Origin of the sequence: Mycobacterium kyorinense (assembly GCF_002101735.1) — a bacterium.
In the GTDB taxonomy this organism is placed as follows: Bacteria; Actinomycetota; Actinomycetes; order Mycobacteriales; family Mycobacteriaceae; genus Mycobacterium; species Mycobacterium kyorinense.
Genome location: NZ_LQPE01000142.1, coordinates 21,890 through 34,155, shown reverse-complemented (window position 1 = coordinate 34,155; position 12,266 = coordinate 21,890). Strand labels below are relative to the sequence as shown.

12 protein-coding genes and 2 pseudogenes are annotated in these 12,266 nt (G+C 61.2%); 3 read left to right on the top strand and 11 right to left on the bottom strand.

Translation table 11 applies throughout. From position 1 onward, the window contains the following. Positions 1–303, bottom strand: a complete 303-nt coding sequence (locus tag AWC14_RS18250) for a hypothetical protein (protein WP_045380800.1) — start codon at positions 301–303, stop codon at positions 1–3. Here AWC14_RS18250 and AWC14_RS28325 point away from each other — a divergent pair. Beyond that, positions 242–1,045: a hypothetical protein gene (locus tag AWC14_RS28325; RefSeq protein ID WP_162267181.1), complete on the top strand. Its 804-nt coding sequence runs from the start codon at positions 242–244 to the stop codon at positions 1,043–1,045. The two genes, AWC14_RS18250 and AWC14_RS28325, sit on opposite strands and share 62 nt — an antisense overlap. Before the next feature lie 60 nt (positions 1,046–1,105). Here the strand turns inward: AWC14_RS28325 and AWC14_RS18240 are convergent, their stop codons facing one another. The 7 genes and pseudogenes from AWC14_RS18240 to AWC14_RS18210 all read right to left on the bottom strand — a co-directional run bounded on the left by AWC14_RS18240 (position 1,106) and on the right by AWC14_RS18210 (position 9,216). After that, positions 1,106–1,606, bottom strand: a complete 501-nt coding sequence (locus AWC14_RS18240) for an Rv2253/PknI dimerization domain-containing protein (RefSeq protein ID WP_235215954.1) — start codon at positions 1,604–1,606, stop codon at positions 1,106–1,108. Beyond that, a pseudogene (locus AWC14_RS18235) lies at positions 1,603–3,224 on the bottom strand (MCE family protein). The gene AWC14_RS18240 and the pseudogene AWC14_RS18235 overlap by 4 nt, the downstream one beginning before the upstream one ends. Then, positions 3,224–4,435, bottom strand: coding sequence for an MCE family protein (locus AWC14_RS18230; RefSeq protein ID WP_081968196.1), 1,212 nt, complete (start codon positions 4,433–4,435; stop codon positions 3,224–3,226). The pseudogene AWC14_RS18235 and the gene AWC14_RS18230 overlap by 1 nt, the downstream one beginning before the upstream one ends. Next, positions 4,432–5,868, bottom strand: a complete 1,437-nt coding sequence (locus AWC14_RS18225) for an MCE family protein (protein ID WP_045380798.1) — start codon at positions 5,866–5,868, stop codon at positions 4,432–4,434. Before AWC14_RS18225 ends, AWC14_RS18230 begins: the two co-directional genes overlap by 4 nt. Further along, positions 5,868–6,959 carry an MCE family protein gene (locus AWC14_RS18220; RefSeq protein WP_045380795.1) on the bottom strand — a complete coding sequence of 364 codons (1,092 nt, stop codon included), beginning with the start codon at positions 6,957–6,959 and terminating at the stop codon, positions 5,868–5,870. Before AWC14_RS18220 ends, AWC14_RS18225 begins: the two co-directional genes overlap by 1 nt. Continuing rightward, complete coding sequence (locus AWC14_RS18215) at positions 6,956–7,984, bottom strand: MCE family protein (protein WP_045380792.1); 1,029 nt, start codon at positions 7,982–7,984, stop codon at positions 6,956–6,958. Before AWC14_RS18215 ends, AWC14_RS18220 begins: the two co-directional genes overlap by 4 nt. Then, positions 7,981–9,216 carry an MCE family protein gene (locus tag AWC14_RS18210; protein WP_081968195.1) on the bottom strand — a complete coding sequence of 412 codons (1,236 nt, stop codon included), beginning with the start codon at positions 9,214–9,216 and terminating at the stop codon, positions 7,981–7,983. The genes AWC14_RS18215 and AWC14_RS18210 overlap by 4 nt, the downstream gene beginning before the upstream one ends. A 537-nt stretch (positions 9,217–9,753) precedes the next feature. Here AWC14_RS18210 and AWC14_RS30240 point away from each other — a divergent pair. Both AWC14_RS30240 and AWC14_RS29710 read left to right on the top strand, forming a co-directional pair. Further along, positions 9,754–10,041 (top strand): annotated as a pseudogene (locus AWC14_RS30240) (GntR family transcriptional regulator); the annotation flags it as partial. 60 nt (positions 10,042–10,101) lie between these two features. Further along, positions 10,102–10,530: an FCD domain-containing protein gene (locus tag AWC14_RS29710; protein WP_249026337.1), complete on the top strand. Its 429-nt coding sequence runs from the start codon at positions 10,102–10,104 to the stop codon at positions 10,528–10,530. Positions 10,531–10,647: 117 nt separating this feature from the next. On the opposite strand, the gene AWC14_RS30235 is transcribed toward AWC14_RS29710, so the two are convergent. The 3 genes from AWC14_RS30235 to AWC14_RS18190 are packed head-to-tail and all read right to left on the bottom strand — an operon-like array spanning position 10,648 to position 12,260. Beyond that, positions 10,648–10,935: a cyclase family protein gene (locus AWC14_RS30235; RefSeq protein WP_081968193.1), complete on the bottom strand. Its 288-nt coding sequence runs from the start codon at positions 10,933–10,935 to the stop codon at positions 10,648–10,650. Then, the gene (locus AWC14_RS18195; protein ID WP_057003190.1) at positions 10,874–11,248 is read right to left on the bottom strand and encodes a hypothetical protein; all 375 of its coding nucleotides are present in this window, start codon (positions 11,246–11,248) and stop codon (positions 10,874–10,876) included. Before AWC14_RS18195 ends, AWC14_RS30235 begins: the two co-directional genes overlap by 62 nt. A gap of 19 nt (positions 11,249–11,267) precedes the next feature. After that, a complete protein-coding gene (locus AWC14_RS18190) occupies positions 11,268–12,260 on the bottom strand; it encodes a hypothetical protein (RefSeq protein WP_045380788.1) in 993 nt (330 codons plus the stop codon). Positions 12,261–12,266: the final 6 nt, after the last annotated feature.

Sequence of the window (12,266 nt, the reverse complement as noted above, 5' to 3'; positions counted from 1 at the left end):
TCAGTCGCTCGCGGGCAGCGGCTTGGCTTCCTTGAGCGTCAACGGGATTTCACCGACGCTGAGCGTGCCGGCCCCTGCCTTGGTAACCAGCAATTCACCGCCCGAGTCATCGGTGTAGCGCTTGCCCATCACCGTGCCGCCGGAAAATGCCGGGTCAGGGCTACCGAGTGGCGACCCGTCGGAGTCCACGGGCACCATTGACGCACCGCCGCACCGCAGCTCGTCGAAGGCAGTAGTGGCCTTGACCACGATCACCTGTGTATCGCAAACCTGGCTGCGCAGCCGCGAGCCCGTTTTGATCATGTCGATCCCCTCATCGTTGGACGCCCTTATGCGGCAATCCGCTCGCACGCCCGCGCGGATATGTGTATTCTCAAAAACAAAATTACATATTATCGCCATAGTCTCGCATTGGCTTTCGGGGGACCAGTCCGGATCGCAGGAGGACACCAGGCGATGCGGAACAGAAGGGCTGACCAATGGTAGGAAATCGATGACACCGGCGACCCGCGACGACCGCACCCGGCTCGTGGGAGACCCGCACACTGGGGAGAGTCACGCAACCCCCTATCGGCTGGCGGTCTTGGGGGCTAACGAACCGGACGTAGTCTGGGCAGCGGGCGGACTGCTCTATGACGGGTCTGTCAGGGGCTGGAATATCACGGTGTACTTGGCCGAGTGTCGCGATGACCGGCCCTTGCGGATCCTCGGAGTCAACTCCGAACTGCTCGACGGCTTCTCCAGCGAAGCACGGCGGCCGGACGCAATCATCGCTTCGTCAGCCTTGTTCGGCGAAAATAATGTTGTGCGCGCATATTTCGAGGACACGTCGCGACCCAACCGCGCGGACGTCGCTGTCTGGGGCGGCGAGCGGCCGTTGAACCTGCGGCGCGGCGCCCAACAGCTCGAACATCGGCTCAGCGCAGCCGCTCGCGCGTTCAAAGTGCAGGCGATGATCGCCGCCACGCTGGACCCGGAATCAGTTGATCCCATCGAGGTATTCCGCGGCGACGAGCAAAGCTTCCTGGCCGCGCAACTGCTATAGCCGTCAGATGCGCTCTGAACGCTTCATGACATGACAATTCCCGTCGTCACCGCGGCCAGCTCACTTTGGAACCAACTTGAATGGCATCTCGATCTCGAGCGGACGATTACGCCCGCAGGCGCCGCTCGCTGCGGTGGTCGTGTCCCATCCCAGCTGGGCTGACTTATTGTTCGGATCTGAATAGAACTTGAAAACCTGCCTGGCTGGAGCCCCGCTGCCGTCTGCGCAATGTTCCCAGTTATCCAGGATGTGGATCACAAACCACATACCGCTGACGTAGCGTGCATCTGCGCTCCAACCTAAGTCACTCGTCACGCGACCTATGCAGTCAAAGATGCCCGTGCAGGAGGACGTGATGGTCCATGTGCTGATGACGGTCGCTTCGTCATGGTATTTCTCGTTGGTCTTGGCCCATTGCCCATCAGAGATTGCCGTATAGGTTCCGTTGAGCGCGATTTCATCGATGGTTGTATGCCCCGATGGGGCCAGCACTGAACTTACGATCGCCGCGAAGATTCCGGCCACGGTTGTTCGATGAACCGCCAGCAACGCTGTATTCACGGTGAGATGCCTCGCGGTACCATCAGCAGGTCCTGCCAGCGCTTCGGATTTGTGTCCTGCCCTGCGGCCAGGTTGGCTTGCTCCACGACGATTCCGTCTGGCGACATGTACCGGCCGGTGCGGGGATCGTAAGTGGCTACGGCGACCGAAGGTTGCCGTGATGGTTCGGTGCGTGACGAACTCGGGGCCGCAGGCAGGGCTGCTGGCCCACTACCCGCGGGCGGCGGTGTCACGGTTGACGGGTCAGGAGCCGGCGCAGGTGGATTCGGCGGCTCGGGTGGCGACGGAATTCCCGGTGGGTAGGTCTCTGGCGGCCGAGGAGTCCCCTCGACGGGGCCGAATATGTTGTCATCGGTGTTGATTCGGCTATCGGATGGTACGCCCTGCGCGATTAGGTTGGGGTCAATAGGATTTGGCCCCAGAGCATGTTGGCGCATTGCCAGCGGCATATAGGGTTTGTCGCTGTCACAGATTTGCACCGTCGGTGCGCGCTTACCGGGATGGGCCATGCACGGAAGATTTCGAGCGCCACGAACCAGGATGGGTGAATCTTGCGGCAACTTGCAGTAGAGCCCATCGGGTGTGTCCATGGTGGTGGTGTCTGCCGGCGATCGCCATTGCGATGGCGGTAGGAATCCAACAGTGCAGGCCGGCGGATCACTGGCTTCAATCCGAAAGTTCCCCAATGGCAGGCCCGTCGCATTATTGTTCGGCGCGATGGATTGTAGGTCGGCGAAGTACGGCGGAATTAGCACCAACAGCTGCTCAAGTGACGGCAGGTAAGTCACACCGACCTGCCCGAGGCTGGTCAGGTTGGCGAGCAGCACCGGCAGTGTGGGCTTGACGCTGTTGAGTAGGCGCGAAACCTCTTGGATCGCAACGGGTCCAGTCTGTAGGATCGTGCGAAGTTGCGGGTCATCGTCCACAAGCTGCTGGGTAACGTTCGCAAGATTGCGTGTCCATTGTCGCGTCGTGTCCGAGGATTGGACCTCTCCGTCCAACAGTGGGGTGCTGTCTTCTATCAGGGATCTGATTTTCTCTGCGACGCCGTGGGTTTCGTGCGATACCTTGGCCGCAGAGTCGAACAGCGACCCTAAGTCATATCCCGCACCGTTGAAGCCTTTTGACGATTCATCGATCAGCGCAGCGAGTTTGTCTTTGGGGATGCTGGCCAACAGCGCACTGGTTCGGTCCAGCATCGCCCCGACTGGTTGCGGAATCGATGTGTTGGCGACGTCGATCACCGATCCGTCGTGTAGATATGGAGCAGACGACGTGTGTGGACGCAGGTCAACGTACTGCTCTCCGATTGCGGAGATGCTTCGTACTTGCGCAACGAGGTTGGCGGGAATCTTCGGTGAGGTGCCCAGCGAAAGTGTTGCCTCGGCACCGGTCCGTGTGAGTTTGACGCTGGTGACTTTTCCGACCTCAACGCCCCGGTATGTCACGTTGGCGAGCCGATAAAGGCCTCCCGTATCACGAAGTTCCATTCTTACGTTGATGCGGCCTAACCCCAGCATGGTGGGTGCTGTAGATATTCGACGACTATTGCGGCCAGACCGATGACCGACGCGATCGAGAAGATGGTCAGCTGGATGCGGACGAAGCGGGTCAGCATCAGCCTGGCCTATCTGCTTGCGGAGCTGGGGGCGGTGTCGACTCCGCCGACGGCGCAGTGTCATTCGCCGGTGGTGGCAGCGCGGTGGATTGCGGCGGTGGCGCGATTGGGGCGGTTAAAGGGTGGGTCGTGTAGAACGCCTCATAGCCGGGATCTCCTGGCGCCGGCACGAGCAGCGCGTGTTCGTTGCCCCAACGCGTTCCCGACAATAGGGTGCGTTTTAGTCGCGGGAGGGTGAGGTCAAAGACCGCGAACAGGTTCATGTAGTCGCCTCGAATCGCGCGGTCGATGAGGTTCTGCCCGAAGGGCATGACCGGAAGAAATGCGAGCGCAGTGTCTATCTCGGGTCCGACGTCAGCCAGTGCGCGCACTGTCGGATGGAGGTTGTTGAGGTTGGTCACCAAATCGGCATGAGTGTCATTGACCAAAGCTGTGGCGGTGTCACTGAACGTCCGCATCTTGTCGAGGGCTGTGGTCAACCGTGGTCGTTCAGCGATGAGAACATCCAGAGCCGGCGGGATCTCGGCGAGCCCCTGCGTCACCACGTCGCGCTGGGCGGCGAGCGTGCCGGAGAGGCGGTCGAGCGCCTGGATTGATGCGATGACCGCGTCACGCTGGCGGTCGAAGACTCCCGCGAACTTGTCGAGCCGGGCCAGCACGTCGCGCGCCTCGGTTTGCCGCCCGGTTAGTGCGATGTTGAAATTGTGGAGGATGTCGCCGACCTGTCCCAAGCCACCCGAGTTGACGACGGCCGACAGCGTCGACAGAGTCCGTTCCGTCGACGGGTAGGCCAATGATTTGCTGAGGGGGACGGTGGCACCAGGCTGAAGTCTTCCGTGGGGCGCTTGACCCAGTGGAGGGTCCAAAGCCAAGTGCATCGAACCGAGCAAACTGGTCTGCCCCACCGTCGCCACCACGTTGGCGGGAACGACGATACCCTGCTGCACTGACACCTCGACATTCGCGTGCCAGTTGTCGACTGTCATATTCCGGACACTTCCGACCACGACATCGTCGACCATCACCGGTGAATTCGGCTCCAATGTACCGACATTCGCGACTTCGACGTGGTAGATCACTGCGTGGGCGCCGCGACCAACTGCTCCAGGAAGGGGCAGCGAATTTACACCCTGAAAGCCGCATCCAGCTGTGGTCAATGCGACGCAGCAGCCAACGGCGGCGCCGCGCCGTATGGTAGCAGTACCGTTCATCGTCGTGTCTCCTCCGGCGACGACGGCATATCAGTCGGCGCGATATCCGGGATTGACGGCGCGGGCGCCGACGGCTGTGCGGGCGCAGTTCCGTTCGATACCACCGAGTTCGGGGGGAGGAGGATCTCCGAAAGATCCTTGGGCGCCAGTACCGGTTGGGCTGGCGAAGGAGGTGGCCCATACCCAGGGGGTGGTGGTATATCGCCGGCGCCCGTATACGCCGACACCGCAGGCGGTGTGTCCGGGGGTGCCGGCTTGGGGCCGGCGCCCCCTGGCGCCAGGTCGGGTTCGGTGTAGAGCAAGTCTTCGGGGGGCGGAACCGAGGTCAGGCCCGGGTTGAAGGGGAAGGGAAGGTAATTGAAGTTCATCTGGCGCAAAGCGGGTCCAAGATATTGCGCGCACAATTTCCCGGTCTCCGATGCAGTGACGTTTTCGATGGAACCGATCATCCCGCACAAGAATTGGACCGGATCGGAGAAGTTGGCCAGCGCAACTGTTCCTGTTGCGCCCCCGTCTCGGGGGTCGAACATGTTCAACGTGTTGGCCACGGCTGTCGGAGCGACGTGAAGGATTTGTTCGAGGTCTTTCTTGTGATCGACAACGTTCTGCGTCACGTTGGCGAGCAGCTGAACTTGGTCGGCTACTTGTCCTCGGGTGTCTTGGACGAACCTCTGCACCTCGCCCACGACTTGGGAAACATTCCTTAGGGCGCCGTCCAAATCGGATCTGCTGCCGTCGAGCACGCTGCTGAGGGTTGCGAGTCGACCCTGGAATTGCACAATCTGGGTGGTGCTGTCCCGCAATGTCGCGATGAAAGTCTGCAGATTTTTGATGACGTCGACGATGTTGCCGCTCCCGTTAGCCAGGATGCGCCCTACTCCTGACAACTGTGCCAGCGTCTGACGCAGCTTGTCTCCATTGCCGCCCAGGGCGCCGGCTGCGCTGTCGATGAACCGTGCCGTCGAGGTATCCGACACTCCGCCCTTGGGTCCCAACTCCGTTGCCAAGCGGGTCAGTTGCGTTTTGACCTCGTCCCATTCGACGGGTACAGCTGTCCTGTCGATAGGGATTTCGGCACCGTCCGGCAGCGTCGGACCATCGGATCGATAAGCCGGAGCCAGCTGCACATAGCGCGCCGAGACAAGGTTTTGAGCAACGATGACGGCCTTGGCGTCAGCCGGAATACGCACACCCCGATTCACAAGCAATGTCATCTTGGTCTCAGTGCCTTGCGGTTGGATAGATTTGATGGTGCCGATTTTCACGCCGGACACCCGCACCTGGTCACCCGGGTAGACCCCCGTTGTGGTCGTGAAATACACAATGATCGTCTTGGGCGCAAAAAAGGTGCAGCGAATAATCACAGCGGCCCCGCCAAGCATGACGGCCAACAGCATGACTGCGGTTGCGGTTCGGAGTCGGTTCGAGATCATCACCGCGAGCCTCCCGGGATACCGTTGTACGGCCAGGGGAACAATGCCCGTGGCATTGGGGACGGCAAGCCCGGGCCGCGACCGGGGGCGGTGTCAAAGGTGCGGAAGCCGAATAGATAGTCCAGAAACGGCTGAAGTGCGACGCCCTGGGTAATATTGGGGATGTACCCAACGTAGTAGGGGCCGTTGGCGACTATTTCGCTGAGACCGCTTTCGAACTTGGCTAGGCCCGGTATGGCCTTCGCGAGGTTGTCACGGTTCTTCTCTAAGACCTTGATGACCGCGTTGAGTTTCTCCAATGTCGGCGCGAGCTTCTTCTCGTTCTCGGCGATCAGACCCGAAACGTGTTGAGCCAGAGCCGAAGTGTCTGCCAGCAGCCGAACGATTGCTTGTCGGCGCCGCACCAAAACACCCGTCAGCTCGTTGCCGTCGAGAATCAACGCGTTGACTTGTTGGCTGCGCTGAGCCAGTATCGCGGTGACGTCGGCTGTGTGCTTGAGAAGTTCGTTCACCGTTTCGTTGCGGCTGTTAAGCGATCTCGACAACCGCGTCAGGCCGTTGAACGTTGGTCCCAGCTGCGGCGCGATCTGATCCATGGTGGTGGAGAGAACGTCCAAAGCGTGGTTGAGCGACTGGGTGTCGGTGTTGGCGACATTGGTCGTGAGATCACTGACCGCGTCGGTTAGCGAATACGGCGATGAGGTCCGGCCAACCGGAATACGCGCCAATGGACGCATGCTACTGCTTCCTGCGGACTCCAGTGTCAACATTCGCTGACCCAGCAGCGTCCCGGTACGGATGTGTGCGGTGGTTTGCGAGCCGAGCCTGACCTTGCTGTGGACGGTGAAAGTGACCAGTGCATCACCATGATCTAGTGACACGTCATTCACCGTGCCGACCTTGACGCCGGAAACCTTGACGGGGTTGCCGGGCTCCAATCCGCCAGCCTCGGTGAATACCGCTTGGTATCTGACCGTTGTTGCCCAGCTCTGCAACTGTTGCGGCTGTAACCCCACGGCGATGATCAGCACGATGAGGACTGTGCCGATAAATCCGGCCCGAATGAGTTGTTGCCCGCGGTATTTGTTCATGGGTTCTCGGCGCACCTCCCGGTTTCTTGTTTGATCCACGGGAAGACCGCCGTGCGGCCCTGCAGGTCCGTCACTCTGAAAGTTACGCCGCACAGGTAGTAGTTAAAGAAGCTGCCATAGGCCCCTATTCGCGCCAGTTTGCGGTAGTCTTCCGGGGCTTTTTGGAGCACGCCGTCGATGCGGTCCTTGTCTGCATCGAGCGACGGTGCCAGGCGGTTGAGCTGGTCGACGGTAGCGGCAAGGGACGGGCGAGCGTCGCCGAGCAGACTAACGAGGGATGCGGTGCCCTTGCTCAGCGAATCGATCGCCGCGCCGATGGGATCCCGCTGGGCCGATAGCTCGGTGACAAGCCGGTGAAGTCGGTCGATGGCGCCCGTGAATCTGTCGCCATCACCAGCCAGGGTCGCCATGGCTGTGTTGAGATTATCGATTAGTTGCTCGAGGACCGCTCCATTGTCGGCTAATGCGTTGGTAAACGAGGAAGTCCGCGACAGCAGCGACTCCAACGTGCCGCCTTGCCCTTGCATAATCTGTATTAGAGAAGCGGTGAGTCTGTTGACATCTTGCGGATTAAGGCCTTGGACAACCGGTTTGAGCCCGTTGAGAAGTACATCGAGATCGAGCGCAGGCATGGTGTGATCCATCTGGATCTGTGAGCCCGGGGTTACGATCCGCGTGGAGCCCGGACCGTCGATGATTTCGAGGTAACGATCCCCGACAAGGTTGAGGTATCGGATCGCGGCCCGTGTGCCAACAGTCAACTTGACTGTCCGGTCGATGTCGAAGTCCACCACGACTTTCTGGTCCGCCCGCAGGGCAACCTTTTTCACTGTTCCGACTCGAATTCCTGCGACCCTGACCGAATCTCCAGCGCGCAGATCTGAGACGTCAGCGAACACAGCCGAGTACTGAGCGTTGGAACCGCCGCGGTATTCGCCGAAGACAGCGAACAGGCCGGCAGTGAGCGCCAGCATGACTGCCACGAAGGTGCCGAATTTCAACACAGTGCCCGCCCTAGTACTCATCCGGGCATCCCGATCTGCGCTGAGTTACGCGGCGGCCCATCGGGCCGATGGCCCAGTAGAAGTTCCTGGAGTAGTGATGTGTTCAGCCTGATGCCTTGGTTGCCGTACTTCCACGGGTTGGTACCGACGTCGGCAACGACGTAAGGAGGGCGTGTTTCGAATGGCACTTGTGGCAAGCCCACGCAGTGCGGGCCTCCTTTGGCAGCGACCTTCGGCAGGTCCGACGGATAACGATAGCGGTCCGCGCCCCATTCAAGACTCGCCATGACCTCCGCACCGGGAAGTCTGGACGGCGGCAGCTTGGCCATCGGTATCGCACCGGCCAGCGCGCAGTTCAGCGCCTGATTGTATTCATTGGTTAGTCCGGTCACCGGGTTAAGAAGGTGCAGCACATCGGTCAAAGACCGGCGATTGGCGCCTAGGACGTCGTTGCCGATATCGCCGAACCCGATGGTACTGAGGAGCAGTCCATCCAGATCACGTTGCTGTTGGACGATAGTCCGGCTGAGCGAACTTGCGTTATGAACAGTCGTGAGTAGATCTGGCATAGCGTCGGCGTAGGCGTTCAACACCGTTGGTGCGACGTCGATGTCGTGGCTCAAGCTGCCGAGACTGGGATCCCATGTCGCCAAGCTTGCATCTAGGTCACTGATCGCTTCGCCGAGCTTCTGCCCGCGTCCGGCGAGCCCGGATGCGATCGCGGTCAGTGTCTGATTCAGTTTCTCGGGCTCAATCGTGGACAGCACCGAACTGAGTCGCTCGAAGACGGTGTTGATCTCGACTGTGACGTGTTCACCTTGGATGACTTGCCCACGTTGTAGCGTCTCCGGTGAAGGCCGGTCGGGTGCGATCAAATGCACGTACTTTGCTCCGAAAACCGTTGTCGAGGCGATGTCGACGCGTACGTTCGCCGGAATGAGATGCAGCTGAGCTGGATCCATGGCTAGATGGATCACCGCGGTACTGTTGGGTCGAGCGTCAATTGACGCGACCCGCCCCACCGGGACACCGTGCAGTTCGACCTTCGCGTCGGGGTTCATTATCAGCCCGGCGCGATCCGAAATCACCGTCACCGGAACAGCTCCGGTGAAATCGCCGCGAAACAACCCGAGTGCAACGTACAGGATGAGGCCGACCGCCACGATCGTCAGAATTCCGGCAACCGGTCGTGCGGCCCAGCGGGCTCGATGACGGTGGCCGGCCCTGACCACCACTGGAGTTGCCGTGGGCATGCGATGCGATGCGTATGCCGGGCGGAGCCCAAAGTTTTTGGTCAACGCCGCGCCCCTCGCTGGATGGGGTGAAGTTCGCCTCGGCTGCGCGGATATCCGGACAGACCCGCGCGGTCGATGAGGCAACCATCCGCGGGGTGCCCACGTCCTTGCGGATAGCCGCTACCGCTTCCCGGGGAGCCGATGTGAGTCATCGTCTTGGCCCGGCTCCCCGCTTCCTCGTAGACAACACGCGTGCAATCGTTCCGACGTCGCCCCGACAAGCTGAACCACCTCCCCCGGCTCAACGAGCTGCTCGAACGGGCGATCGGCAGATCGTAGAATGTCTGCGATCGCACATCATATGCGAATCGCTCTTCTCTGAAAAGAGAGTATTGAGATCATTTTTCGAAAATTACTGTTTCCACCCTTGGGCGAGGCCCGCGCTAGACCCTCCGCCACCGCGCCCAGGTCGGGGTCGTCGAGCACGATCGCCGCTGATTTGTCCCCGAGTTCCAGGCTGACCCTTGCGGCTGGTCAAGTTTGCAGGGTTGCAGAATGGCTATAATCCTGGTCTGCACGTCGCGCCGAACGCATGAGTCGACTGTCCGGGTCTACGATCTGCTTGCCCGGCCTCGGCCGGACCGACGACAGCGAAGGAAAGGTCGGCGGATGAGCCACCCGGCAAGAGCCCGCTCCCAACTATCACGTCGCAGCAGTGGTGAGCTCGTCGCCGATCACCTTCGCCGCCAGATCATTACCGGCGAGCTGGGCCCAGGCCAACGCCTTACCCAGGAAGACATCGCTGAACAGCTCGGAACGAGCCGGGTGCCGGTCCGGGAAGCCCTCGTCATTCTTGAGCAGGAGGGCTGGGTGAAGATGGAGATGCACCGAGGTGGTTTCGTTTTGCCGATCGAGACATCGGTCGGCGACAACGCCGAAGTCTGGGACCTGGTCTTCGGTCTGGTCGCTCGCCGCGCCGTCGCGCGCCTGACACCGGAATTCGACGCCCAATTAGCCCAGGTCGCCACCGAGCTGAGGGCAACCCGGGACCCCGCGACTATTTCGGCGTTGTGCGAGCACTACCTCGACGTGCTGTTCGACGCGGCCAGCGCGCCAGCGGTAGCACGCATGGTTCGGCGCATCCGGGCCACGTCGATCGACACTATCTTCAGCGTCGCGCCCAACACGATTGAGATCAGCCGCAAGGGCACCCTGGCGGTGATCACTGCGATTCGCGACCATGACAGTGAGCGCGCAAACTCCGCTCACGCGGCGATGCAGCGCGACTGCCTGGACCTGCTGATGAAAGCCTTCAAGAATCGCGGCGGATGATGCTTTGGGCACGATCATCAGTCCACCACTCGGAGTTGCCCATGACTGAGACCCCTGCCCTGCAGCGCCGCGAGCACCCTGGCTTCAACGGAAGGGTATGGCCGGGGACAGCGGCTCTTATGGTCCGTCGCAACCGATGACGGCGACTTCACGTTCGCGCAACCAAGGCATGCACGCGGGCTGCCAGCCGGCCCGAAGCCCCCACCGTGCGTCGTCGTGCGGATCGTCATAGGACTGCGTCGGCTCAGATTCGCCACCGCGCGCAGCCCACCGGCCGGTCCGAAGTAGGACGATGTCGCCGGGACCCACACTGACGCGCTGAGCCGTCGCCGTGGCCTCGAGATCATCGGGTGTGACGGCCCGCCCGCCGCTTAACGCGTCGACGCCTTCGGCGCGCGGGCACATCAAGCAGGACGCTGCGGCCCACGATGCCGTCGCTCATGGCGGTGACGGCGCCGAACAACGCGCCGTGCTCCGATGTCGCCAGCCCCGACGACCGGTCGTTGTAGATCTGGCCCTTCCAGAACAGGTGCGCGACCGAATCGACGTGCGTGACGTCGGTGCCGTCGTACACCAGCCCGACAAACTCGACGGCAGACCCGAGGTCACCGCGCCCCACCGCGGTCGGCGGGACACCGTCAGCCCGGTTGACACTTTCTTCGCTTGCGACGCAAAACATCTGAGAGCAGTTGTCTGGATGTCCGTATGCGGTGATCATCAGCCGGCAGCGTCATCGGTCAGCGTCCCCGTGCGAGCCGGAACGGCTCCATCGCCATGTCCAGGATCTCAGGCGTCAACATGCCCCCGGCATATTCAACCCAGCACCAGCTTCGGACCGGCTCCTTACCGGAGGAGCTGCTCGTCAGCGGCCCGAACACGTGCAGTGGACTGCCGCTTGAGTCGAACGCGAAAGTGTACGACTCGGATCCGATGGTGACATCCAGGTTGACCAGCCGTCCGGCGTCGTTGAACTCCGGCTTGGCGACGATGTCCTTATGCACGGTTGTGACGCCGTCTTTGACCTGATAACCCGGCCCGAACGTCACCGCGTCTCGTCCCTGCCAGAAGCTACCGCCGCCGACCTCGCCATCGGCGAACTCGTGCAACCACGACACCCACATACCCTGCAGATGACGGGCGATCGACAATTCGGTGTAGGCCATTCCCGGAGGACCGTACGCGAAGTCCTGGTGCGCATATCCCGACACCTCGACACCGTTGACCCTGCCGGTGGCATACATCAGCTCGTGGCGGTAGTACACATCGTTGTCGACGCCGTCCTGTTTGGGGACACGAGTCACGACGATGTCGCTGATGGTCTTAGCGTGGATCTCCCACCGGCCACTGGCGTCGTACCAGTGAAAACCATTGGCATCACGCTCGATTCGCCCGCTCCAATAGGTCATCTGGACCCGTTCGCCGTCACTGCCGTATTGCAGGGGTTCAAACCAGTCCAACGTCGAGTATTCATCGAACAGATGCGGCGCGTCGGTGTTCATCCCCTTCTGCAGCTTCCGGAACCCGCAGATCGGAGACACCACATGGGTCATCCCGGTGATAAAGTCGTCCGTCCCCCGGACCGCCCAATAGTCCTGTCCCGACGCATCTCTGACGATTGCCCCCACCCAGATGCCAGCCAGATTCATGGCCTTGCCCGGCACCCATTCGCGTCGATAATGATCCAGGGACGGCGTGTGGCGGGTGACCTCGAAATCGATGCGCTCTAGCACTCAACT